The 26819-nt window shown below is 45.0% G+C and carries 19 protein-coding genes and 1 pseudogene; 3 read left to right on the forward strand and 17 right to left on the reverse strand.

Features of this window, described 5'->3' with window-relative positions; all coding sequences use genetic code 11:
* Positions 1-9: 9 nt before the first annotated feature.
* Complete coding sequence (locus tag AC58QM_RS27105) at positions 10-2715, reverse strand: alpha-L-rhamnosidase (protein ID WP_497287903.1); 2706 nt, start codon at positions 2713-2715, stop codon at positions 10-12.
* A gap of 234 nt (positions 2716-2949) precedes the next feature.
* Here AC58QM_RS27105 and AC58QM_RS27110 point away from each other — a divergent pair, with 234 nt between their 5' ends.
* Positions 2950-3471 (forward strand): metal-dependent hydrolase, encoded by a 522-nt coding sequence (locus tag AC58QM_RS27110; RefSeq protein WP_497287904.1) that lies wholly within the window; start codon positions 2950-2952, stop codon positions 3469-3471.
* A gap of 46 nt (positions 3472-3517) precedes the next feature.
* Here AC58QM_RS27110 and AC58QM_RS27115 read toward each other — a convergent pair whose 3' ends face one another.
* Entirely contained in the window at positions 3518-5269 is a 1752-nt protein-coding gene (locus AC58QM_RS27115) for a sensor histidine kinase (protein ID WP_497287905.1), read from the reverse strand.
* A 355-nt stretch (positions 5270-5624) separates the two neighbouring features.
* Here AC58QM_RS27115 and greA point away from each other — a divergent pair, with 355 nt between their 5' ends.
* Entirely contained in the window at positions 5625-6095 is a 471-nt protein-coding gene (gene greA, locus AC58QM_RS27120) for a transcription elongation factor GreA (protein WP_497287906.1), read from the forward strand.
* A gap of 60 nt (positions 6096-6155) precedes the next feature.
* Here the strand turns inward: greA and murI are convergent, their stop codons facing one another.
* The 13 genes and pseudogenes from murI to AC58QM_RS27185 all read right to left on the reverse strand — a co-directional run bounded on the left by murI (position 6156) and on the right by AC58QM_RS27185 (position 22675).
* A complete protein-coding gene (murI, locus tag AC58QM_RS27125) occupies positions 6156-6929 on the reverse strand; it encodes a glutamate racemase (RefSeq protein WP_497287907.1) in 774 nt (257 codons plus the stop codon).
* A 69-nt stretch (positions 6930-6998) separates the two neighbouring features.
* Positions 6999-7769, reverse strand: a complete 771-nt coding sequence (locus AC58QM_RS27130) for a Cof-type HAD-IIB family hydrolase (RefSeq protein WP_497287908.1) — start codon at positions 7767-7769, stop codon at positions 6999-7001.
* A 125-nt stretch (positions 7770-7894) separates the two neighbouring features.
* Complete coding sequence (locus tag AC58QM_RS27135) at positions 7895-8425, reverse strand: ATP-dependent Clp protease proteolytic subunit (RefSeq protein WP_497287909.1); 531 nt, start codon at positions 8423-8425, stop codon at positions 7895-7897.
* A gap of 159 nt (positions 8426-8584) precedes the next feature.
* Positions 8585-12262: a 3-keto-alpha-glucoside-1,2-lyase-like domain-containing protein gene (locus AC58QM_RS27140; protein ID WP_497287910.1), complete on the reverse strand. Its 3678-nt coding sequence runs from the start codon at positions 12260-12262 to the stop codon at positions 8585-8587.
* A gap of 153 nt (positions 12263-12415) precedes the next feature.
* Positions 12416-13222: a carbohydrate ABC transporter permease gene (locus AC58QM_RS27145; protein ID WP_497287971.1), complete on the reverse strand. Its 807-nt coding sequence runs from the start codon at positions 13220-13222 to the stop codon at positions 12416-12418.
* Between the two features lie 107 nt (positions 13223-13329).
* Complete coding sequence (locus AC58QM_RS27150) at positions 13330-14232, reverse strand: carbohydrate ABC transporter permease (protein WP_497287911.1); 903 nt, start codon at positions 14230-14232, stop codon at positions 13330-13332.
* A gap of 86 nt (positions 14233-14318) precedes the next feature.
* Entirely contained in the window at positions 14319-15740 is a 1422-nt protein-coding gene (locus tag AC58QM_RS27155) for an ABC transporter substrate-binding protein (RefSeq protein WP_497287912.1), read from the reverse strand.
* A gap of 112 nt (positions 15741-15852) precedes the next feature.
* Positions 15853-17460, reverse strand: coding sequence for a response regulator (locus AC58QM_RS27160; RefSeq protein WP_497287913.1), 1608 nt, complete (start codon positions 17458-17460; stop codon positions 15853-15855).
* 1 nt (position 17461) lies between these two features.
* The gene (locus tag AC58QM_RS27165) at positions 17462-19213 is read right to left on the reverse strand and encodes a sensor histidine kinase (RefSeq protein WP_497287914.1); all 1752 of its coding nucleotides are present in this window, start codon (positions 19211-19213) and stop codon (positions 17462-17464) included.
* Positions 19214-19302: 89 nt separating this feature from the next.
* Positions 19303-19467, reverse strand: a pseudogene (locus AC58QM_RS27170) (transcriptional regulator); the annotation flags it as partial.
* Between the two features lie 143 nt (positions 19468-19610).
* On the reverse strand, positions 19611-19925 hold the full coding sequence (locus AC58QM_RS27175) for an MGMT family protein (protein ID WP_497287915.1): 315 nt from the start codon (positions 19923-19925) through the stop codon (positions 19611-19613).
* Complete coding sequence (locus AC58QM_RS27180) at positions 19925-21010, reverse strand: lactonase family protein (RefSeq protein WP_497287916.1); 1086 nt, start codon at positions 21008-21010, stop codon at positions 19925-19927. Before AC58QM_RS27180 ends, AC58QM_RS27175 begins: the two co-directional genes overlap by 1 nt.
* A gap of 333 nt (positions 21011-21343) precedes the next feature.
* Complete coding sequence (locus AC58QM_RS27185; RefSeq protein ID WP_497287917.1) at positions 21344-22675, reverse strand: collagen-like protein; 1332 nt, start codon at positions 22673-22675, stop codon at positions 21344-21346.
* 157 nt (positions 22676-22832) lie between these two features.
* On the opposite strand from AC58QM_RS27185, the gene AC58QM_RS27190 reads away from it, so the two are divergent.
* Positions 22833-23942 (forward strand): CotH kinase family protein, encoded by a 1110-nt coding sequence (locus AC58QM_RS27190; RefSeq protein ID WP_497287918.1) that lies wholly within the window; start codon positions 22833-22835, stop codon positions 23940-23942.
* A 129-nt stretch (positions 23943-24071) separates the two neighbouring features.
* Here AC58QM_RS27190 and pruA read toward each other — a convergent pair whose 3' ends face one another.
* Together pruA and AC58QM_RS27200 are read right to left on the reverse strand one after the other, a co-directional pair.
* Entirely contained in the window at positions 24072-25643 is a 1572-nt protein-coding gene (gene pruA / locus AC58QM_RS27195; RefSeq protein ID WP_497287919.1) for an L-glutamate gamma-semialdehyde dehydrogenase, read from the reverse strand.
* A gap of 33 nt (positions 25644-25676) precedes the next feature.
* Positions 25677-26591: a proline dehydrogenase family protein gene (locus AC58QM_RS27200; protein WP_497287920.1), complete on the reverse strand. Its 915-nt coding sequence runs from the start codon at positions 26589-26591 to the stop codon at positions 25677-25679.
* Positions 26592-26819: the final 228 nt, after the last annotated feature.

The following is a 26819-nucleotide window of genomic DNA, read 5'->3' on the forward strand; positions in this document are numbered from 1 at the left end:
TCGATAAACTTAGAATGACAAAGATTTGGAAGTCGTAGATTCTACACGAAATTGATAGACACCAGATCCCAGCTCAATGGATACATGACCATCTACCTCTTGGGCTCCATGAAGTGCCGATATACCCGTTACCTTTTGCCCCTGACAGGTCACAGCTGTAAGTGTTGTTCCCCGTAGGAGTACTTCCCCGCTAGTATTCGGTGGCAGTTGGAACGTATAGTTGACAGCACCATCCTCTTCGATGTGCCATTCACTCCGAACCTCCCCATAATTTGTAACGAGGGAAGCCTTGGCATAGGTGAGATTAGAGTCAGGTCGCGGCCGGAAGAGAACTCTTTTGTACCCTGGCTGCTGATCATCTGAGTCCAAACCTGCTACTTTCCGATACAACCAATCGCCAATGGAACCGTAGGCATAATGATTATAGGAATTCATATCATCGCTCCAGAACGTACCATCCGGTTTGATGCCATCCCAATGCTCCCAAATCGTCGTAGCGCCTTGATGGATCGGATACAGCCAGGAAGGATAATCCTCTTGCAAAACCAGTTTGACAGCTACATCATGATAGCCGTTCTCCGATAGCACATGGCATAAATACGGTGTACCGACGAAGCCTGTTGTCAGGTGATAATTTTGCTCCTTCACATACGCGGCTAAAGTAGCTGCTAAACGTTCTTTTGTTGGGCCTTGCACTAAGCCGAACATTAACGGCAGCACATGCGCAGTCTGTGTGTGTCCAGCTAACCTGCCGCTTGGCGTCACAAACTCCGCAGTAAAAGCGTCCACAATGCGCTCATAGAGCGCTGCGTATTCCGCCGCATCTGCTGTGCGTCCAAGTATTTCAGCTGTTTTGACAAAGAGCGAAGTCGAATAGGCATAGAAGCATGTCGCAATTAAATCTTTAGGCGTAGCCCCAATATAGCTGCCCTCTTTGGCATCAAGCCCTAACCAATCCCCGAAATGGAAGCCCGTTTGCCATAAAAATTCGTTCTCACCCTGCTGGCGGATGTAGTTTATCCACCCTTTCATACTGTCATATTGCTCTTCCAAAACGCGTTTATCCCCATAAACTTGGTAGAGGGTCCATGGGCAAATCACCGCCGCATCTCCCCAAGCAGCAGAAGAATGGTCTTTCTCATTCAGGACGTGAGGAATAACGAAAGGCACCCCGCCATCCTCTCGTTGGTCTGCTTTCAAGTCTCGCAGCCATTTACTGAAGAATAGCGCCACCTCATAATTAAAGGCGGCTGTTCGAATGAACACTTGGGCGTCCCCCGTCCAACCTAACCTTTCATCACGCTGTGGACAGTCGGTCGGTACATCGAGGAAATTGCCCCGTTGTCCCCACACGATATTACGTTGCAGCTGATTTAAGAGGGCATTCGAGCATTCAAAGGAGCCCTTTGCTGTCATATCCGTATGGATAACCAGCCCTGTGAAGGCAGCTGCATCGAAAGCCACCTCCTGCGGCCATCCAACAACTTTGACGTAACGGAAGCCTTGAAAGGAGAAATGTGGCGCATACGTTTCCTCCCCGCGTCCACTGCACACATAAATAACCTGTTGCTTCGCCGCCCGCAGATTGCCAATATAGAAATTACCTTGTGCATCAAGCACTTCCGCATGAAGCAATTCAATGCGAGTACCCGCAGGTAAATTCACCCGCAGCTGGACTTTCCCTACCATATTTTGCCCAAAATCAAGCACAGTTTCGCCTAACGGGGTTTCTAGGACAGCGATTGGCTGCACCTGCTCCGTAACACGAGATGGCTCATTCTCCTGCATAACCAGCGTTTCCTTACTCTCGTTCAGTACAGTAACTGAAGCCCAGGATGTATCTAAATAACTAGGGAGACTCCAACCTGTAAGCTCTAAGCCCGCATCATAAGTCTCACCATGATACAGTTCAGACATCCGAACTGGACCGAGTGAAGCTCGCCAGGAAGAATCGCTGAGAATCACTTCCTCAGTTCCATCTTCGTAGACAATATGAATTTGCAAAAGCAGCGCTCTAACGCTCCCATAAATATTCCGCTGTTTTGTCCATGCTAGATTGCCTTTGTACCAGCCATTTGCCAGAACCGCGCCAATTGTGTGCTGGGTTCCAACCGTCAGCGCGTTCGTCACATCGTAGCTCTGAACCTGCAAGCGTTGCTTGTAACTGGTCCAGCCTGGGGTCATTTCCCAATCGCCAACGCGCGATCCATTGAGCTCCAGCTCATAGACACCATGACTTGTGGCGTAGATGGTCGCTTTGCTAACCAACTCCCGCACGGCAAAGGTTTTACGGAGATAATAGGCTTCTTCTGCATCAGGATCGATTAGGGTCGAATCCGGTGTAATCCACTCCGCTTGCCACTCTGCAGCCTGAAGCTGACCCATTTCCCAGTAAGCGGTTTCACTCCAAGGCGATTCTACACCAGACTGATTCCAAACTTTGACTCGGTAGAAATAACGCGTTCGCGACTGTAATTCTGATCCTTCATAGACAATAAGAACCGATTGCTCTGAAGCAATTCGATCCGTATCCCAGACCAAATTTGCTGGATCAAAGTTACTTTCATGTATGCTAACCTGAAGATGATAAGCAGCTTGTAGCGTTGCGTTAATATCCGTTTCAATTTGCCACGTGATGCGTGGTTGAGCGGTATCCAATCCGACTGGATTGACGCGGTATTCACAATGCAAAGTAGAAATACGAATGAAACTCATGGACTATTCCTCCTAGTTCGACGAACGATCGTATGCGATGTTCGTGCCATTTTGGGCACCTATACGTTCTATTGTAATGGATCAAACCGGTTGACATTAAGGTGTATCCAGACATCTGAATAGGTGCAACACGACAATATCACTTTTAACTTGCGATACCCTTAATTTCCATGTATATATCGAATAGTATAAAGTTATATCGAACTCATTGATAAGATAGGAAGGCGTTTTGTTATGCTGCAAAAGACACATAGTGTTGCTGGAATGATTGCTGCCGAACTTGTACTCATTCATAGCGACATCAGCTTCTTCACTTGGGATGCCGCTGGCTCCTTATTACTAGGTTGCTTGGCGGGCACCTTAGCCGACGTTGATAAACCAGGGTCCACGATGGCCAAGGTTCTGTTCCCGTTATCTGCCTTGCTTCATGTTTTGAAAATTAAGCATCGAACATTGACACACTCTTTGCTCTTTATGGCATTGCTTGCGATGATCAGCCTACCTCTGAACCCTTTGTATTTCTGGGTATTCATCCTTTCCTATGCCTCACATCCTATTATTGATCTGCTCAATGATCGAGGTGTCCAGCTCTTCTGGCCAATCCCGCTCAAAATACGGCTGGTTCCCAAATGGATTGCCATCGATACGGGCTCAGCGAGTGAAACGGTATTTCGTTGGCTGCTCCTAGTGATTTGCTTAATACTTCCGTTCTGGAACTATGTGTTACCCTATCTGCCTTATTCCCTCACATCATGAACAAAAAAATCGCTTATTTGGCTGACCAAATAGCGATTTTTCTTATTTATTGCATAGGTATCGACAGCTCGAAGCAAATGAAGCCATCTTCTACCTTAACCTCGATTGTCCCCCTATAATACTCAACACGTTCTTTTACTACCGGCAGGCCGAGACCTTGATGTCCACCTTCTGACTTGGTACTATAGCCGATCGTGAATAAATCCGTCTCATCCTCAAGATTAAACGTCGGATTCACCCGATTCTTCACAGAAATCTTGACATCATTCGCTTCCTTCCAACCGGCAACAGATACCTTACGCTCTTCAACTGGAAATTTACTTGCCTCGTCAAAAGCATTATCAATTAAGTTGCCGATAATTTTCACGAGATCCACTGATTTCACTCCGAGTGATAACCCATCCAGACCCTTGAATTCATAGCTGAAGGCAACTTTGGTTCTCATGGCGAGAGTGATTTTGGATTGAATTAATGCGGCAATAGCGGGCTGACCAATTCGAATAATGTCATTGACTTCATTAATTTCCTCAATTAATTCTTCCATATACCGCATTTGATCCTCTTTCTTTCCATTGGTCAATAAAGCATAAAGAGTTTGCACGTGATTGAGGAAATCATGTCGCTGACTGCGAATCGTCGCAAACATCAGATCCACATTTTGAATATACATTTCCTGTGTGGTCTGAACAGCTGTTTCACGTGATTTCGAAAAGAAGCCAAATATCAGAATCACAAGAATACAGCTACATACGGTAAAGAGTACGATGATTAATAATACACGAACAAGCTGGCTGGATAACGTCTTTTGAATGGTCTGATAGTCAGAAACGATCGTGATAACATAAGGAATTTCGCGTTGAACCTCCGTTACTTTCGCTTTAATCGGGACATACACAAATGTCTTTAGAATCGGCTTTCCATGATAACTTTCTACTACACTTACAGGTTCACCATTCGCTATGGCAAGCTTAAAATTGTTATAATCATTCACATTTCTCATATTATAAGTACCGAATAACAGGGGGCGATCATAGACAGAGACGAAACTTTCACCATTCGCCTTTCTAAATTCCTTCGGTTGGGTTCCAAATGTCTTCCCATTAAGTCCAGCAATCTCCATAATTTCTGGATTTGTAGCAAGTGTTTTTTTCACAATCGTATCTGAACCCACGATATCCTTGAATTTCTGAATCTTATTGGCATTCACAAACGCACAAATGAGATAATTCGTCGTTCCGTCGTAATAATAGCCGAATTTGCTAATATCACTGGATCCAGAAGCTGGCACTTCATAAATACCTGTCCAGAAATTCGGCAACTTGTAACCTTCCGAAATGGTGACGTTATGGAATTTTAGCAGTTGATCAAAAGCTGTAAACCAATAGCCAAATGAAATTGTACTTGTGATAGAAAGCTCTTTAGGTTCGGAGGACTTACCAACCATAATGTCATCCCCAACGCCACTTCGCTTCATGAGTGAAAACCCATCTACATTCGCCTCTGCGGCAAGAGCAACTAATTGTTCATTCGTAACTTTGTCAATATCTGGGTTAAGCTTACTCTTAGCAATGAGGGCCGCGGAACGCAATTGTTCGCCAATTAAGTCCTCGACATAAAAAGCACCAGCCTCCGACTGCTCAATCGAGGTTCGAATTTGGTTCGCTGCAGATGCCATCTGCTCGGATAGCGATTTGGTTAACAGTGATTTAGTGTACCAATAATAGGATGTATTGTTCGTAACTAACAACAAAATAACGATAATAAAAGTGATATAAATAATTCTAGTATTAATTCTCATGTAGGTTGTCACACTTTCCTTATTTTGTATGCTAAAAATTACAATTTTCCCGAAATTTTTTTCGTATTAAGTTTTTGTAAACATGCAGAAACTTCTCACGCTATGTTAGTATAGTAGCTGAACAAAAGGTTGTCTATCAATTAAAAGTAATTCTCGCCTTTATCTGTTAAAATTACTTAAAAATTCACAATTGACTAGATTGTGTAGGAATATTTTAGGAAAGAATAGCAACATAACCGTGTGAAGCATCCGGTCTAGTGCCCTATCCACAAATAATTCCTTGTGCGGATTGCTTTACTTGTCTCATAGACTTTAGTAGTATAGCTAATATCGAATGAAACGAGGTGCTTGGCTTTTGTCTAATGAAGAAATCATTTTGACCCCTGAGGGTTTACGCAGTTTAGAGCTAGAGCTTGAAGATTTGAAAACAGTGAAACGTAAGGAATTAGCAGAACGTATTAAACTGGCTATCTCTTATGGTGATCTCAAGGAAAATAGCGAGTATCATTCTGCGAAGAATGACCAATCTTTTATGGAAACACGCGTTCTAACGATTGAACGGATGCTCAAAAAAGCAAAGGTCGTAAAGAATACCTCCACATCGAAAGTTCAAGTCGGCTCCACGGTCGTACTGAACGATGTAGAATTTGCTGAGAAAATTGAGTACAAAATCGTTGGTTCACAAGAAGCCAACGTCAACGAGAATAAAATTTCGTACGAAAGCCCGCTTGGCATTTCCCTAATGAATAAGTCTGTAGGCGATGTTATTAGTGTGAACGCACCTATGGGCATCATTAGCTACGAGCTTCTCGAGATTCGCATCTAACGCAATAATAACAAAAAGCAGTCTGTACCTAGTTCATTCTAGGTATAGACTGCTTTTTTGTTATTGTGCAGCTTGCAGGACGGCTAGCGCCTTTGTCATTTTCGCTATGTAAGCGGCATCCAAGCTAGAGCACATCCATTTCACTTGTGCGTTCCCCTTGCCCTGCAGCTGGTCACTGTCCTGTAACACCTGCATTAAGTGATTCACAGTCCCTTTGCTTCCATCTACAATTTGAATGTGGCTCGGTAGAATCCGACTCAATATCCTGCTATAAAAGGGATAATGTGTGCAGCCCAGCACGACGGTACCGTAGGCAGTCAGATCGAAAGGCGCCAATTTTTGATTAAAATATTCAATAATCTGCGGTCCGTCCATCATGAGATTTTCACAAAATTCCACAAGTTCAGGAAGCGGTACTGAATCTACCATTCCCATATCATCGATTCGGGACACGAGCTCTCTATATTTCGCTTGATGCAGCGTAAGCTGCGTGGCGAATACAAGTACTCTTTTGCCTGATGAGCGATTCATCTCCAGGGCTGGCTTCACAGCTGGCTCCATCCCAATGATGGGGATTGTGTAAATCTTACGTAACTCAGCTATCGCAATGCTCGTCGCTGTATTACAAGCGATGACTAGCGCCTTAATATCTTCCTGAATAATCGTATCAACGGATTGCTTGACGAAGGCTAGAACCTCATCTTTCGATTTAACACCATAGGGAACATGCGCCGTATCTGCAAAATAAATATAATCTTCATGTGGCATTCTCTTCATGGCTTCGTTTAACACCGTGATTCCACCTAGACCTGAATCAAAAAAAGCAATTTTCATCCTATTCACCCTATTTATTAGCGTTCTGTCTTAAATACGTAATCAAACGTGGACTTTTTAAACAACCACTTATAGTAGTCCTGCTGTGACAAGGCCATTTCGTACGCCTTCTTCATCCACATGTGTCGTAACATGATCAGCGTATGGCAATAAATCTTTATGCGAATTGCCCATTGCGATACCAAAACCGACATAGGAAAGCATCTCCATATCATTCAAACCATCACCGAAAGCAACTGCGTCTTCCGGCTTCAAGCCGACCAACTCCAGCATCGCGGCGATGCCTTGCGCTTTAGAACCCCCGGCTGGCAATACATCCATCGCATGTTCGTGCCAACGGATGAGCTTAAACTCCGAAAGCAGCTCCTCGTACAAATGTTCATCCTTCGCTTCACAATGGAGGAAAATTTGATAAATATCGTTCGATTTCCAAAAATGCGGATCATAGCTTGGTAAATCAACTTTTAACGAGGAAACTGAGCTATGTACAAATGGGTGATCCTGCGCATCCGTCGCAAATGCATGCTGGCCCTCGAACACTAGTGAATGCTGATGAGTAGCAGCTAGTGCAACTAAAGCTTCGATTGCACTCTTGGCGATTACACGGTGGTAAAGTGGCTCGCCTTTGTACACGGCATATCCGCCATTTAAACATACATAGGAATCAATGCCAAGCAGCTCAGCCAGTGGCTTGATGAAATAAGGAGCTCGTCCTGTTGCAATAACGGGTTCAATTCCGCTTGCTTTCAATTCGTGAATCGCCTTAACGGTGCTTTCAGGCACCTGCTTGTCTTCATTAATTAACGTGCCATCAATATCAAAAAATACAATTTTGTACACAGTAGGTTCTCCTTTGCATTGGAAACAGCAGCTGCCGCCTCTTCTCTCTTTCTTTCAATTAAACACCAAATGCTCGAAAAAAACAAAGAAAAAAGAGAATCCCTTGGGCTTCTCTCCCGCTTTGCCTATACGATGCTATCAATGATGCCGTAGGTTAACGCCTCTTCAGGACTCATGTACCAGTTTCGTTGATGCTCTTTCACTCGAGCTAATTCTTCTGCTTGCAGATTCGTTTTGGACAAAATACATTCATCGTAGATATTCTGCAGCCTCTGTGTTTCATCTACCCGATTCTTCAAATGCTCCAAATGACCATCAATATGTGTTGAAACGGAATGATACATGAAGGTGCTAAGCCTGCCAGCGTGTCTTTTGTGACCACTAACAGCGATCAACAGACTCATACTCGCGGCGAGTCCGTACACATAGGTGTGAACAGGTGTTTTGCTGTTCTCGATCACATTAATCAGACCAAAGCCATCGTATACGCTGCCTCCGTTACTATTGATGATTAGATCGATGGGCACGCGTTTAAAGTCCTTTTCCTTCTTGTCTTTGTCATCATCAATTTGATTAATCTTCATAATTTGCTCGACAATCAGTTTCACTGAGGTCTTATTGATGCCATCGAATAGATAAAGGGTTCTGTCACTCATAACATGCCTCCTGTCCGTATGGCCTTGTATTACAGTAGTCTATTCTCCACTTTGAAACTTTGTAACTCTTTATGTGCTGTTTTCAGATTTTTGGGCGTTCTTAATAACCAATAGAGCCGCTCCACTCCCAAAGGAGTGAAGCGGCTCTGCTAACTACGCTTAGTACATACTCACATTATCAAACTTGCTGCTCGCCCGGTGTGAATAAAGACCAATTTGTCCCGCAGTGAAACTCGTATCCGTGGTTGTCAGCAGTTTCGTTCCGTTCGCCCAGAACTCCAACGTGCTGCCATTCACGACAGCTTTGAAGTCATACCAAGTTCCTAAATTAAACGTGTAGGGCACGGTGACGAGGTCGGTTGGCGTACCACTAGCCACTTTAAGAATCTTCAAATTATTCGTGGACTTATAGTACATGAATGCATAATAGTTGTTAGCATCCACGCGCCGTGCGATGAGACCTAAGCCAGCCAGATTGCCAGCATCGAAGCTGTCAGCTTTCACTTTGGCCGCAACCGTGTAGTTCTGCCATGTGCTCAGTCCGGTATACGCGCTTACACTAGCAGCAGTATTGTTCGATTGGTTATACACTTTAGTACCATCGGTAACAACACTCCAGGTTCCTCCAGTTGTTGCCCAGCTTGAGGCTGATCCCGACTCATAATCATCGCCGAAAATAGATGCTACGCTCACATTATCGAATTTAGCATTTGCACGGTGAGCGTACAATCCGATTTTACCCGAAGCTATCGTGGAATCTGTCCCCGTTAACTGCTTCGTCCCATTTACCCACAACTCGAGTGTGGACCCGTTAACAACAGCTTTGATGTCATACCATGTACCTAAGTTGAGTGTAAATGGGATTGTAGCAACATCCGTTGCGACACCGGCAGAAAGCATCGTGATTTTCAGTGAATTCGTCAATTTATAGTACATGAATGCGTAATAATTACTACTATCCACATACCGAGCGACAACGCCAATTCCTGCATAATTCCCCGCATCGAACGCATCTGCTTTGATTTTCGCCGAGACGCTGTAATGCTGCCAAGTGCTGTCTCCGCTGAAAGCGGTAGCTCCACCAATCGTGGTATTCGCCTGGTTGTATACCTTCGTACCATCTGTCACGACGCTCCATGTTCCGCTCGTTGTTGACCAACCTGCTGCCGTGCCGGATTCGAAGTCATCACTCCGTAGTGCTACCGAACTGGTGCTCGATGTGCCTGGATTGCCATCCGTTTGGAAACTAATCGTAACTGTATCCGAAGTTCCACCTGCTTCACTGAATGTTAAAGTCTTCGTAAAACTTGAATTTGGCGCCAATCCGACCGTGATAATGGTAAAATAAATCTCCCGTTCGCCTCGCAAATTCCCCGAGGATTGCGTAAGCGCAAGCCAATCGCCTTGACCGCTTACCGTCCAATTTGTGCTTAAACCGCCGCCTATATTGACGATTTTCAATTTATGCTTCTGTGAGCTATTCGTCACATTCTTGACGCCAACGTTGATGCTAGCAGGAACATCAATCTTCGCAGCTGGGATGCTCCCCAAAGCACCAAGCTGGTTCGTTTCTTGGAATTTCGTGATCGTTCCCTTTTGGGCTGTTAATTTCAATTGCAGCCATTGCGCAGTGACACCAGTAGGCGGCGTAAACGAAATCGCTTGCTCCACTTTGTTGCCATAGGGAACCGTCACATTAAATGTACCCGTTTGGAAACTCGTGTAGGTGCCATTCACAGGATTTAAATATCCCGCTTCCCAATTCACATCCACACTCGTTCCGTCCTGCTGCTCATCGTTATACACAATAATGGTTCGAGTTGTTGCCGTGCCGCCAGGAAATAGGGTAGGAGAAGCCCCGATCATATTTTTCTTATCGCCATCTTTATCAAAAGCAGCAACAGGTGAGTACGTATTATGGGTGTACGCATACGAGTCCGACTTGATAAAGGTTGGTTTCGCTGAATCATACGCATTAAACACGGGTCGATTAATTGCAACCGGCTTCAATCCTGGTGCGGTCATATCCGACCAAGTCGGATACACAGTATCTTCTATCACTTCATAGCCATAGATCCAATTCGCATAATAACGAATATCTGCAAAGCCCGCATACCGCATCGCTCTCGTCATCCGATCAGCCGCACGGTGCCATACAGCCTGTGAAACGATATTATCGTTCAAAATATCCTTTGCTAACGTTGCGTTATACGTCCCATTCGCATTGAGCGTCGGCCATCCACCTGAAGGTGTGTAGGCTTCCCCTTCGCCTTTTGGCTTAGTACTATTATTCGTATACAGGCCGTACATGGTACTATTGTTCAACCAGCCTATTTGATAGCCACCTGTATAGTGATGATTCTCTTGATCTGTCGTTGTAAAATCATCCTGAATAATGGGCTTTGTTGTATCCATTGATGTAATCGCTGCTTCAATGGTTGGATGCAGAATTGTCGTATTATTGCTCGTTGAGCTCCAATTCTCATTTCCCCCGCTCCAAATCACAATACTTGCATAATTCTTCCTCGCATTGACCCATTGTTTAACCCATTTCGTAATGTGATCCATCGCATCCGGCGTATAACTATGCACACTTTGATACTGCCAATAAGGCGTCTCATCAATCAGAAGGAGGCCAATTTCATCCGCATAGTCGTATACTTGTTTAATCCCACTATGAATGTGCGTCCGAGCAACATTGTAGGTGGTCTTCCATTCATCCATGGTTAGTTTAACTTCGTCAATGCTCGCATTCGCATAGGATTGTGATGAGCTGTATGCAGCACCATGCCCACTTCCCGTTGCCCAGTTGAACTGCAGCGCGTCGCCGCGGAGGTTCGTTTTAATACCGTTTAGCTGATAGTAATTCGTATTCACAGCAAACTGTCTAAAGCCAAATCGCGTTGTCAAGCTATCCATCGTGACTGCATTTTGCATAAGACTCGTATTCAAATTGTAAAGCTTAGGATCGTGCGTCCACCAATATTTCGCATTCGTCCAAGGTATCGCGGACCATGTCACGGTTTGTGAACTGTTAGCAGCCACAGTCACGGTCTGGTCAGAGAAAGTTTTCTCTGTACTACCGCCAACGAGCTGCGCGCTATTTTTGACCGTGACCGTTTGGCTTGTCGCTGTCGCATTCGTCACTGTCGTTTTTACCGTTATTTCATCGTCGGCAGGTGAGGTATTATTTTTCAGATCAGAAATGACAAACGTATCTGAAATAAATACTTTGGGATAAGCCACTAAGGCTACATCATCGTTAATCCCACGCCCTTGCCCCCAACTCTGATTGTCCACACCAATGGGATAGAGGGATTTGCCACTTATATCCTTAGCATCCGTAGGCAGCGCATAATAGCCCCAGACGCGAACCTCTAGCGAATTCGTTCCGCCCACAATAGCCAGAGGTGTGATATCCAGCTTATACGGCAGTCTCGTCATCAAGTAACCGTCTGTTTCTGTCGCTAGTTGAGTCCCGTTAACGAATACTTTGGAGAGGGGGCCAATATTCTCGAGATCAAGGAAGATCTCCTTTCCTGTCATTGTGGATGGAACCGTGAAATTACGTTTATATACCCCATAATTCAGTGTATTCCATGATGTTGGGTAACCAAAGCCAGCAGGTGAATCCCAATAAGAAGGGACTGTAATATCGTAGCGGGTCGCACCCCCATTGGGATAAAAATCCCACACCCCATTCAATGAAACCTGCTCCCGATTCGTATCTGCCTGTGCGGTGTTGGTTACTGCAAACAATGAACTTAACACTAGCGAGGTGAATAATAACAAGACGATTCTTAGATTTATTTTGCCTAAACCCCACGGTACATGCATGTAACTTCCTCCTTTTCTTAAATGATCTCCAATCTATGGTAAGCGCTTACAAACTAATGCAAATTCTACTAAATCCCCCCTTTCACGATGTAGTTAGCTTGCAGCATACGCGATCGAGGTATCTTCCAGATACCTCGCCTGATTTCTTGTGTATTATCCTTTAACCGAGCCCGCTGTTACGCTGATAAATGATTTGTTCGCAATCATATACACGATGAGTATTGGCAAAATGGACATGCAGGCACCCGCAAGCATAATGTGCGTCTCCGCAGCGGCTGAGGTGCCGTAGCGTAAGCTGGCTAGCCCTACGGTCAGTGTTTGAAGCGCTGGCTTCGTCATTGTGAATACCAGCGGCAGAATGTATTCGTTCCACGCATTGCGGAATACGAACAACCCTGCAACGCCAAGCCCAGGCGCTAATAGCGGCAAGATAATCCGCCAGTAAATACCATACACACTGCAGCCATCAATCTTCGCTGCTTCATCTAGATCACGCGGGATTCCTTTGAAGAAGCCAATCAGTGTAAAGAACGTAGCCGCATGACCACTGATTAGAATGATCACAACGCCCCATAAGGATTTGTGCAGATTCAAATGCACCATTAATTCGAACTGCGGGCGCAATACGACGGCGCCGATGGAGATGAACATTGTGGACGCAAGCAGTGCCACGTAGACTTTTTTACCCATAAAATCCTGCCGATCTACGGCATAAGCAGCCAACGAAGCCACAAGTAAACTGCCTATAGTCGTTGCAATGCTGACGAACAAGCTATTCATCGTAAAATGAGCGAAATTCGCACCCTTCCACGCTTTCACGTAATTGGAGAACTGCCAGACGGATGGCCAGAACGTGGCGCCTGTCGTAACTTCTGCATTCGTTTTGAATGAACCTAGTACGGCCATGATGACCGGAAATAAGGTAAATACCACAATTAGAAGCAGAAATGCCCAGATCATGAGCTTACCCGCAAGTTTCGCAATGAACAGTGTGATATAGGAGGGCAGCGAGGATGTTTGGTTATTCGTTATACGCGATGGAACCGTCTGCATGTATGCCTCATCTCCTATTCATTCATCTGATTCAAGCGTTTGGACAAGTAGAAATAACCTAACGTCACGACCCCTACAATTAAAGCGGAAACGAATCCAACTGCACTGCCGTAACCAATTTGTTGCTGCACAGCACCGCCTGCCGAGGAGATCGGGAAGAAGAGTTTATACACATAGAGGTACATGACCTCTGTTTTGCCAATAGGACCACCTTCGGTCAATACCATGATGCTTTCATAGCCTTTGAGTGCTGCTGTTATGGCGAGAAGAACGATCATTTGAAGCACAGGTCCTAGCATAGGGACGGTGATATAAATGAATTTTTTCCAACCATTTGCTCCGTCAATAGCGGCACTTTCGTAGACGTCTTGCGGTATATTTTGCAATCCGGCGAGGAACAGCAGCATGTAGTTCCCGATGGCACCCCAAACGGCGATGATAATCATCGTGAGCATGGCAAACTTCGTTCCCAGCCAATCAATGTTCGAATGGATAATGCCGTATTTTACTAAATATTGATTGAGGATCCCGTTATACGAATTGAAAATAACGTAGAAGACGACTGACATGACAGCTGTGCTAATGACCGTTGGTAGAAAATAAATCGCACGAAACAGATGTCGTCCACGCAATGCCCCATTCAGAATCACGGCGAGCATTAAGGCGATGGGTAAGGTTAGAGTGATTTTGCCCCCAGCATATACCAAGGTATTGAGTACAGATTGCCAATACGTGTCATCCTCATACAGTCTTCTGAAATTATCTAAGCCATTGAATGTCTTAGCCCCATAGCCAGGATAGCTGTAAAACATATAGCGCATGGCCCACCCTAACGGGTAAATGCTGAGTACCAAAGTCAAAAATAGACTCGGAAATGTAAGGATATAAGGGGCAAGCGCATGCTTTCGTTTCATCATTGCAAGGCTCCTTTCTGCTTGAGAAAAGGGCTATCCGCTTTCAAACACAAGGTTTCAAGCGGATAGCCTCCTCTCCTAGCGTGATCTTATTTAACTAGACTTCCTTGCAGATTTTTCGCATCAAAGTCCGTCATCGGTTGATTCTTCGTCGAACCTGTTTGCCTAGCTTTATCCAAAGCCGTGTTATAGCGTGCCGACAAATCTGTCGTTATTTTATTCACGTCTCCGCCCTCAAGGATGTATCTCAACGCTTCATCGCCTAAATTTTTACCTTCTGGCGTCACCGCTGGGACAACTGGGAATAGCGCGTCATATTTGTTCGGTAGGAACAAGTCCATATTGGCGAATCCTGGTTTCTTCGCAACGGCTAGAACGTCTGGAACAGCGGAGATCCCTACGCTATCTTCTTGGTACGTTTTCAACACTTCCGGTCCATACATCGTTTCGATAAATTTCCATGCCTTTGCTTTGTTTGCCGATTTTGCACTCATCGCAAGCCATACCGTCGCATTCGAGAATGGCGAAGCACCATTAATGGTGCCATCTACCGTCGGAATTGGCGCAGCACTCCATTTGATTTTGGCAGGGAATTGGTTCTTGTACACACCTGGCTCACTCGCATGATTGATGTACATACCGATTTTACCTTCTGCAAACTGTGCACGAAGCGGGTCGATATCAAGCAGTTCGAAACCAGGAATCATACTGCCATCCTGCTTCATTTTGCGCAAAGCCTCAAGCATTGGGATTTGACTGGAGAAGTCGAACTTGCCTGTCTTGAAGTTAAAGCCATCCAGGATCCCTGTGCTCAGCGCGACAATCGGTGTAGCTGTACGGCCAAAGCCGCCGTTGTTCTTGAAGTTCCCTGCGAAGCCATAAGCCCCAATATCCTTCCCTGCAACGGTAAGCTTCTTGGCTGTTTCGACTAATTCATTAATCGTTTTGGGAGGTGCTGCAATGCCTGCTTTTTGGAAAAGATCGACGTTATAAATGAGACGCCAAGTGATTCCGTAATTCGGTAATGAGTAGATTTTATTGTCCACACGATTTCCGTCATCGATGATGAGGTTTTTGAAGCGATTTTTAAATTCTGGGGTCATGTATGTGTCTAATGGCTCGAGGTAGCCTTTCTTGATGAACGGTGCAAAATTAGAGCCTGATGTTTTGATTATGTCTGGTGCTTGATTACTAGCGAATGCGACATCCAAGGATTGTTCATAGTTGTCGGCCATAATCGTAACTTCTACTTCGATATTGTCCTTATTCTCCGCATTATACTTCGCGATCTCCGCTTTGATATGATCCGATGCTCCACGGTCGTTCGTCCAGTAGGTTAGCTTTGTTTTGGGGCCAGCGTTTGCGGCTGGCGCTGCGGAACTTGCCGCTGCTGTTGCTGCAGCTGTAGCTGCTGGGCTTGCTGATGTATTAGCTGTGTTACTGCTTCCGCAAGCTGATAAAGTAACTAGCAGAGCTGCAGAAGCAGCCAGATGGAACGGTTTACTACGCATAAATGGTTGGCCTCCCTTTTCTATTTCCATGTGTTTACTTCTAAAGTGTAAGCGAATTCACGGATGCTGTGAGGAGGGTAAAACCACTTTCCACTAGGAATATATGATTGTATTAGGAAGGTTTGTAGCCTTGTTTGAACTCCGTCGGTGTCATCCCGACATGTCGCTTGAACACATCTGTGAAGTAGGAACGATCCTCGTAACCTAGTTGAATCGCCACTTCTTGCACTTGCTTATCATCAAGGAGCATCTCCTTCGCCTTCTCGATTCGCAGTCCGGTCATATAGTTGATGAGCGTCGTTCCTGTCACCTTTTTGAACAGATTCGCAAAATAACTCCCGCTCAAATACACATGCTTCGCTAAATCAGCAACCGTTACATTCTTGTCCAGATTCTCTTTCATATAGTGAATCGCCTGGGCGATGACTGAATCTGCCTCTTGCTCACGCTGCTGCTGCATCAAGTCGCAACCTGCCGAAACCAATTGTTTGAGCAAATCATTTAACTCGCGGAGCGTTAAGCGCTCTCCCTTTTTCATAACATCCAACTTGGTTGCCAGCTCGTCCATTCCACTTGACTCCGTCATTTTCTCAGCGAAAATGCGATACATAAGCAGCCCTAACTCATAGCACACATTCATTACATTGCTAGGTTGTACGCCTGAATAGCCTTGAACAATGCCCTGCAGAAGAGGCAGCGCTCTCTCTTTATTGCCCATACGCAAATAATTGAACAACTCTTTTTCTTGCTCGGCACTATGCCTCGAACGTGTAACTGCATGATGCTGAATGTCTTCATAGAAAAAAACACTATTTCCGCCCGTATAGAAATTGTGAGACAAGGCTTCCGTTGCTTGCTGATAAGATTGGGGCAGCTCGTGAATCGTTCTCGCCTCAAGCCCGACTCCGATGGAAATCGTATAACGGGAGTAGTTCAGCATATGCTCACGACACTGTTCAGCCAATGTAATGATGTCCATGAGCGTTGGCACATTCAGCAGACAGATGAAGCCGCTCAATTGCTCCCGGAATACAATGGATTTCGTGACGGAAGAGAGTGTTTCTTCGAGGATGTTTTTGACCGCGAAACGTGCCAATTCCACGTCATGAATGCCATGCGTATCGACTTGCTTCGCAAAGCCATCAATTTCAATGCACATAATGATAAGCCGCTCCCGATTCAGATCGAGCTTCAAATAGTCCCAACGCTCTTTCAGCCGCACTTCATTGGCGTTGTACCGCAGCAACAGATGCAAATATTCTTGTCGCAGCAGCGGCATGCTTTCTTTAATTTGACGCTCCATTTCGCTTTGTTTGGCAAAATGGACCCGATCCAGCTCAATTTGTTCTTTCGCTTTCTGAACAACCGCTTCTATCGCCGTTTTCAGGAACGGCTTTGCAATAAAATCGAACGCACCAAGTCGAAGTGCCTGTTGCGCATATTCGAAATCGGTATAGCCGCTGAGCATGATCACTTTGCAATTGGGCATCACCGCCGTGATCGCTTTCGTCATCTCTAAGCCATCCATACGCGGCATCCGAATATCGGTGAGGACAATGTCAGGTCTCAATTCCATAACCATCTGCAAACCGTCGACACCATTGCCTGCTGTCCCTACGACTTGCACGCCATGTGTGTCGATTTGGATCAAATCAGCGATCCCTCGAACGACACTTCTGATATCATCAATGACACAAAGTGTTATATCCGCCTTACTCATGCTAAACTTCCCCCTTGATTGGAATCGTTATATACACCTTTGTCGCTTCATAAGGTTCACTCGAGAGAACCATCGTTGCCTCGCCGCCATAGTACAGCTGCAAACGGTTGTAGACATTCCGCAGTGCGTAGCCTTTCTTCTCTGTACCAGGCTGATTCAGACTCAGCTGCAACTTATCTGCATCCATACCAGAACCATTATCTTCAACTACAAGATGGAGGTGTTGATTTGCGAATGTAAGCTCGATACGAATTTTACCTCCGGATTCCATATGTTCAAAGCCATGCAGCAAACTATTCTCAACCAAGGGTTGAAGCATGATTTTCATAATGGGCAGTGCTTGGCTGGTATCCTGGCTTACCACAATTTCAAAGTCAAAAAGCTCCTCATAACACAACTGCTGAATCGTCAAATATTGCCGCACATGAAGAAGTTCTTTCTCGACCGTCGTCCATTCTTCGCCATGATTAAGGCCTAATTGAAAGAGCTGTGATAAGGCGATAACCATCGACTTCGAGTTGTCTAATTCGCCGGTTTCCATTTTCCAGATAATCGTATTGAGCGTGTTATATAAAAAATGAGGTGAAATTTGCGCCTGCAACGCCTTGGCTTCGGACTTCCTCTTCTCTCGTTCAGCGTCCTTCACTTCGTCGATAAGTTCATTGATTTCCAGCAGCATGCTGTTGAATTTGTGCCCAACCTGGCTGACCTCATCTTGATAATGACTCTGGAACCGTACAGACAGATCATTGCGTCCCACCTTACTCATCAGCATTTGCAGATGATACAGAGGTTTGAGTAGAATGGCTGAAAGCACATTCGACACCAATACCGCCATAATGATGCAGACAAGCATAATGATGCCGGTCGCCCATTGAATCCAGCTCAAATCCTTGAGCAGATCTGCTCTCGATTGTACGCTAAGTAGCAACCAGTCCGGATTGAACTGTAGGGTTGCGTAGTTAATTAGGTTGTATTGCGCTGCCATGCCTACCTCGAAATGCCCCCTCGAGCTTGTCCCGATATGTTTCTCGAGAAAAGCTTTATCATAACTTTTGGGCAGATTCGGCTGATTCATGAGCACGCTTGCACCGTTTCGATTCACAAGAAATAAATTCTGATCTTCCTGCGCTGTGTGTCTATCGGACAACATGCCTTGAATCGCCTTCTCGTTCAAATTCACTACGAAATACATATTCGGACTCTCACTAATGGATTTCATAACCAGCGAAATAACGCGATCTTTCCCCTGAAAAAGCAGATCTTCATGCCCTTCTACCCAGAAGGGCTCTTTGGACAATTGCGCCTTCTCGTACATCGGGGAATCATAGAACGAGTACCCTTGATTCCGATAGTAACTGGCGGAATAGAACTCCCCAATTGGCGTCGCGATAAAAATCGACTCAATCGACGGCTCTGCCAGCTTCGCTTGCGTGAACGCCGAGTTCATCGCCGTCATGTGCCCGTAGTAGCCATCCTTCTTGCCAGTGGCGGAATCCTTCGACATTTGGACAAAGGGTTGGGAGATCATAATATTCAGCACGGAGACGAGAATTTGCTTGGCTTTCTCATCCAGTACACGAGCCGAAGTGTTCAGGTTATCCTGGCTGAGCTGAAACGTATTGCGCTCGATGACGCGCGCACTTATATAGTAAGACAGCCCTCCCGTCGCTGCGATCGAGAAGGCGATTAGCAGAACAAACGAAACCCACATGCGCTTCTTCAGCGTGAGTTTGTACAGCATAGTTTTCATGAGCGAGCACCTCCGTGCTCATATTGTATCGCAAACGCTTACATACAGGATACAGAATTTTCCTGTGGGGTGCTTCCTATCAGTAACCTCGGCTTATAAGTAAAATCCAAATAACGATAACCGTTCGCGAAGTCACGAACTTCCCACTCCGGATTTAGATCATTGAAGTTACCGACCTTCGGATACCAAATTGTACGAAGAAATTCCATCTCCGCGTGTCCTAAACCACGTTCTAATCGTTCTCGTCTAGGGTTTGTTCAAATTTCATAGCCCTCCTCTCCTCCTATGGACACAAAACAAAACGCCGCTCTCACCACAATCACTGAATGGACTAAATCCTCAGTAACCATGATAAAAACGGCGTGTGCTTCACAACCAATATCATATTATTTGTTTACTATTCTGCTTCCGTTCGAACTTGATAGTCCTCAAGGAAAACTGTTAGCTCATCCGTAACATGAACACCCTCCAACTCTAACAAAAACCTTTGCAACTGCGCACCTTCATCATCTTGAATGGCAATTTCACCACGAACATTAAGAACTCTATGCCAAGGGAGTCGGTGCTTCTTACTCATCGTATGCAAAATGCGCACAACTTGCCGTGCCGCTCTAGCACTCCCTGCTTGCCGCGCAACCTGACCATATGTCATTACTTTTCCTTCGGGTATGGATCCAATGACGAAGATTACCCGCTCTGTAAAAGGAGTCATTATACCTCGAGAAACTTAATGCATACTGGCTGTGACATCTCGAGAACACTCCCTGTCGGAACAAGCTTCCCGGTTACTTCATCACGTGAAAAACTTACGATATTGTCAGAGTCTTTATTCGCGACTAATACAAATTTACCATCTGGTGAAATCCCGAAGTTACGGGGATGCTTCCCTAGCGTAGGCGCATGTTCAACTAGCGAGAGGTGGCCTGTAAGTTCATCAATGGCATAGACAACAATGCTATCGTGTCCACGATTGGAACCATACAGAAAACGTCCGTCAGGTGAGATATGGATGTCTGCGCAAGCATTTTCACCATCGTAGGAGACTGGCAATGTCGTTATGTTTTGAAATTCAGAAAGTTGTCCTCGTTCTTCATCATAGCCAAACGCCGTCACTGTAGACCCAAGCTCATTAATGACATAACCAAACTCGAAGGATGGATGAAATACAAAATGTCGTGGTCCGGACCCTGGTTTAATCGAGACTTCATCATGTGGAATGAGACGCTTCGCTACGAGATCTAATTTATATAGAAAAATTTTATCAAGTCCTAAATCACAAGCACCGATAAATCGATTCGCACGATCTACGAAAACAGAATGCGCACGCGGGCGATCCTGTACCGGAAGTAAACTTGCACCCTCATGCTGCCGAATATCAGCAGGAATCCCAATTTGACCATCCTCTAGAATCGGCGATAGCCCCACCATACCACCATGATAACTAGTCACCATCACCACTTGGTTCGTGTTGTCTAACTGAATGTGACAAGTTGTAGCTGGCAAGGTATTTTCTTGATTGAGTAGGGATAATTCTCCTGTCTCGAGATTAATCGAGTAGGCACTAGCCGCTCCGCATTTTTGCCCCTCTGTACCGACACCTTCACCGAGTGCGTATAGTCTTGAATTGTCTGCGTCCACAGCAAGAAAAGTTGGGTTTTGTAACCCCGATACGTTGTGTGTTAATGTAAGACTCCCTGTTTCTGCATTAAATTGTGCCGTATATACCCCTGGATTCTTCGCATCGGCGTAAGAACCAATAAAAGCTAGAGTTTGTTGTGTCGGTTGCTGCTTGTCCACGGATGTCACTCCCATTCATCTATTTTTCACTACGAGCATTATCTCAAATCCGTACCGCGTGAGCAACTAGTTGATTAATGAGGGTTCGAGAAGTGAGTAATCCAAGTGATTTAGTTAGTAGTGGCAAAAATGAGCTAAAATAGCACATTGAGGTTTCATATTAAGATTGGCGGGAAGGTAATTGGAGGAGAGAACACTTACTGAGATTACCTAGTTAAAACGACTGATCCTAGAAATATGTAAACCAAAAGAATCACCATGGTCAACAACGCAAAGTTTTTAACCATAGGTATAAAACCAGAACTGGACCGCCTAAGACGGTCCTTCCCTTAGCTAAATAGCAGATGAAATATACACAGAATAAACGGCATTTTGTGTAACGTTCATATTTAGGAATACTGAAATTGCATCATTTCTTATGACAGGGTTACCAGCTATATTACTTGTCCATGTTACAGTGGCATTTGGTGTGACAGCATATGCAGCACCATTGGAAAGTCGCACGGGCTGCGATCCTACATCTGTAGGTCTAATTGAGAAAATTATGGTTCCGGTAAGGGTAACCGTGGTTGTAAGACTAATTGTAGATATGATGTTTGCTGCTAACGGTACTGCTGCAGTATTAATAACATCAAAACATACTTGGAAAAGATACGTTCCAGCAGGTAAGTTATTTACATCTATTGCTCCAGAAAAAGCAACTACACTTCCATTCGCTGCATCGACATAAGGTACCCTATTGGAAAGCGCTCCTGGTGACCCTGCTAAACGTTGGAATCCTGCGTTATTTCCACCAAAATTAAGAACCTTTGTAAAATTGACTGGTGTCGCTCCTGTTGCTCCAGTTGCTCCGGTTGCACCAGTTGCTCCGGTTGCACCAGTCGATCCAGTTGCTCCAGTTGCTCCAGTTGCTCCAGTTGCTCCAGTCGATCCAGTTGCTCCGGCTGCTCCCGTCGATCCAGTTGCTCCAGTTGCTCCGGTTGCACCAGTCGATCCAGTTGCTCCAGTTGCTCCAGTTGCTCCAGTTGCTCCAGTTGCTCCAGTCGATCCAGTTGCTCCGGCTGCTCCCGTCGATCCTGTTGCTCCGGCTGCTCCCGTCGATCCAGTTGCTCCGGCTGCTCCCGTCGATCCAGTTGCTCCGGCTGCACCAGTCGATCCAGTTGCTCCGGCTGCTCCCGTCGATCCTGTTGCTCCGTCTGCTCCCGTCGATCCTGTTGCTCCGGCTGCTCCCGTCGATCCAGTTGCTCCGGCTGCTCCCGTCGATCCAGTTGCTCCGGCTGCACCAGTCGCTCCAGTTGCTCCGGCTGCTCCCGTCGATCCTGTTGCTCCGGCTGCTCCCGTCGATCCAGTTGCTCCGGTTGCACCAGTCGATCCAGTTGCTCCGGCTGCTCCCGTCGATCCAGTTGCTCCGGCTGCACCAGTCGATCCAGTTGCTCCAGCTGCTCCCGTCGATCCAGTTGCTCCAGTATTTCCTTTCTTCCCTTTATGCCCTCTCTTCCCTCTAGGCCCTCTCTTACAACACTTTGATGATGAGGACGATGTCGTGGACGTTGTCGTGCAACAATCTGATTGCGATCTTTCCGGATTTTTACTCATATAAATTTGCAGTTCCGGCTCAATCGCATCCACGATACGTTTAAGTTCCTCTTTATTTAACCTCTCCAATTATCCCCCCCCTTTCCATTGTATTAATAGTTTATGAGCTAGAATATATATTGCGAGGGCTAGTAGAGAAAACAAACATTCCCCTAGTTGAGTGACATCTCACATGAAATCTTAATACTATAATTATATAAAAATACAACTTACAAGAGGTGGCAGAATGATCAATGATAATCTTTCTATCCCACATTTTCATATTACTGTAATTCCCGAGCAGCTTGAAAAATTAAACAAGAACATGAACTTAGAGCTTTGGATTCCAGCAGTTCTTCGCCTTGATCAAGATGAATATCAGATAAAGCTGGCATATCGGGGCTCACATACACGTAAATTCCCCAAAAGATCGTTTCAGGTCAAGTTCATTTCACCAATGGTTTACAAAGGAGAACGAGAATTTCATCTTAATGCTGAATACGCAGACCCCTCACTGATACGAAACAAGCTCTCCTTTGACTTTTTTACCCGCATCGGTACCCTATCACCACAAACCTACCATGTGCTACTGTATATCAATGAACAATTTACCGGTATATATTTGAAGCTTGAATCTGTAGATAGTCGTTTTTTACAAATAAGAAAATTGCCCGACGGGCCGATTTATTACGCTATAAATTCGAATGCCAATTTCTCACTTCTTAGTCCTAAAACCTCTGAAGTTAAGGATTCCCTTGAAGAAGGGTATATGAGAAAGTGCGGAACTGTTGCAGACGATGCCGCTTTGCGCACGTTTATTTATAAAATCAACACAACCCCAGTCGCTCAATTTGAAACTGAAATTGAAAAGCTGTTAGATATCGATAGTTACCTTCGGTGGTTAGCAGGAGCCGTATGTACTCAAAACTTCGACGGTTTTATTCACAATTACGCCTTATATCGAAATAGAGAAACAGAACGTTTTACTATTATTCCGTGGGATTATGATGCAACCTGGGGGAGAAATGTGAATGGACGCATACTGAAGCATACGTATCTTCCGATAGAGGGGTTTAATACACTCACTGCACGTATCTTGGATGTGCCCTCGTTTCGCTCATCCTATTGCAGTCTTTTGCATGTCATTTTTCGTGAGCATTTTACGGAAATGGCACTAGAACCAGAAATTATTTCACTGCAGCAATTGCTACATCCTTTTATCCATCTTGATCCAAATAAAAAAGACCACGAGGAAATATTTTTAGAAGAACGAGGATTCATTCTTTCTTTTATCGAAAAGCGGAGGACTTTTTTAATGGAGAGTATTGAGTCGTTTCAAACACAAAAAATAAGGTAAGTAAAACAGTAATTCGAGTTTACCGAATACAACTTTCAGTACGCGTCGAGCTAAAATATAAAACCCCACTTCATCGAAGTGGGGCCTTCTCTATCTATTGTCATCTGCTCTTCAGCCGACAATCATCTCTTACACCTTACGCGAAGTCAACTTCGCTTGCGTCAACAGCATCAAGTAGTCGTAGCCGCCAGCTTTGGAGTCCGTACCGGACATGTTGAATCCGCCGAATGGGTGCACGCCGACAAGTGCTCCCGTACATTTGCGGTTAATGTACAAGTTACCACAATGCACGGTTTCCAAAGCTTCTGCGATGCGATCTTCATCTGTAGAGAAGTACGAACCCGTCAATCCGAACTCCGTATCATTATACATCGCAATAGCTTCTTGCCAATTCGCTGCTTTTGCAATCGCGAGTACAGGTCCGAAAATCTCCTCCTGCATTAAACGGGCTTTGCCGCTAACATCACCGAACACGGTTGGCTGAATGTAATAGCCATTACCTTCCGCTTTGTCTCCGCCAACTAACAATGTGCCTTCGCTTTTACCTACTTCGATGTAGTCCAAAATCCGTTCATACGACGTTTTATCAATAACCGGACCTGCCGCGAAGTTCAATTCTGGCAGTCCGCTTTGTAGTCTGTTCGTGTAAGCGACTACCTTCTCAACCACTTCATCGTAGACAGATTCGACGATGATGGCGCGGGAACCCGCGGAACATTTTTGACCTTGGAAGCCAAAAGCCGAAGCTACAATTGCAGCCGCTGCTGCATCCAGATCTGCCGTTTCGTCAACGACGATACCGTCTTTACCACCCATTTCAGCGATCACACGTTTGATCCAAATTTGACCTGGAGCAACGTCTGCAGCAAGTCTGTTAATACGTAAGCCAATCTCTTTGGAACCTGTGAAGGAAATGAAACGTGTTTTCGGATGTGTTGTCAAATAGTCGCCAACTTCAGCACCACTACCCGGAATGAAGTTAATGACACCAGCTGGCAGACCCACTTCCTCCATCAAAGCTACAAATTTGTGCGCGATCACAGGCGTCGTAGACGCTGGCTTCAGTAACACCGTATTACCTGAAACAACAGCAGATACTGTCATCCCTACACAAATCGCCAACGGAAAATTCCATGGTGGAATCACAACACCAACACCTAGCGGGATATACGAAATCTGATTGTTCTCACCAGGAATTCGCACCAAGGGTTGAACTTCATTGATTTGGCTCAAACGAATCATCTCACGCGCATAAAACTCAATGAAATCAATCGCTTCCGCGGTATCCACATCAGCTTCTACGTAGTTTTTTCCGGATTCAAGAATCATTAGCGCCGAGAACTCATGCTTACGCTCACGCATAAGTGCAGCCGCTTTGAACAAATATTCCGCGCGTTCTCTAACGGGAACCTTTTTCCAGGATTCGAAAGTTTCGAGTGCGACGTTCATTGCTTTTTCAGCCAAAGCCTGGTCCGCCTTACTCACATAACCAATAACTTCATCCACATTCCCTGGGTTAATCGAAGTAATCTTCGCTTCAGTCATAACCTTCTCTGCACCAATGTATAGAGGGTACTCAAGTCCGAGTTCACCTTTCACCTTTGCAATCGCTGCTTGCATTGCCTTCACATTGTCCTCTAGTGCAAAATTCGTAAACGGTTCATTCGCGTATGGCGTTACCTTCGTTGTTAATGTAGTCATGTATAATGGCTCCTCTCCGAATAGAAAGCTTATTTATTTGAACATATTTTTAAGAACAAACCAGACATTAGCTGGACGTTCCGCTAACCTTCTCATGAAATAACCGAACCAATCCACACCATATGGCACATAAATGCGAACGCGGTAGCCCTCTTTCACTAGCTGCTTTTGCAAATCTTCACAGATACCATAAAGCATTTGGAACTCAAATTGGTCTTTTCCAATGTTATTCTCACGTACAAATTGTTTCGTAAAATGAATAATAGCCTCATCATGGCTGGCGACCGCTGTATAATGTCCATTCAACAGATGCTTCTGAATAATGACTTTGTAATTCTCATCGACAGCACTTTTCTCTGGAAAAGCAACCTCTGGAGACTCTTTGTAAGCGCCTTTAACCAAACGTAAATTAGCGCCTAGCTGATTCAGATCGTCCATATCCTGCAGGGTTCGGAACAGGTACGCTTGAATCACAATCCCAACATTGTCATATTCCTGGCGAAGCTCACGGTAAATATCAAGCGAAACTTGACAATGCGCGTAATCCTCCATATCAATACGGACAAAATTCCCATGGAGGCGAGCACGATCTAGAATACGTTTCATGCTGCTTACGCATAGTTCTCTGCTAATATCCAATCCTAAGGAAGTCATCTTCAACGATAAATTGGAGCGAACACCTGACTCAGCAATTGCATCCAACGTTTGGATACACATGGCAGCTGACTCTAATGCTTCTTCCACGCTAAAAACAAACTCACCCAAATGATCCAGTGTTGCTACGCGGCCATCTTGATTCAAGCCACGCACCGCGTTAATCGATTGTTGGATCGTTTCTCCAGCCACAAAACGAGCAGCGCCAAAACGGAGTCCATATTTCTTCGCTAAGCGATTGGCTGCGCGACTTTTACCTAGGGATTGAAACATATTACGCATCATGAGTTCCATCTGTGGTTGCCTCCAAGAAGAAATTGTACACTTATGTTTAATTTATAATTGGATTATACACTTTATTTTTGTTTTTGAACACTATTTGTACAAAATATTTTTAAATTTGTACAAAAACAATTAAAAACCTTTTCTTCTCTGTACAATATTCATACGAGGGCCAAGATGTGTTGAATCACCTACCTTTTCATGGTAAATTAATAGCAAATAAGGCGGATAAAAGAGGGT

Source organism: Paenibacillus sp. J22P165 (assembly GCF_059692015.1).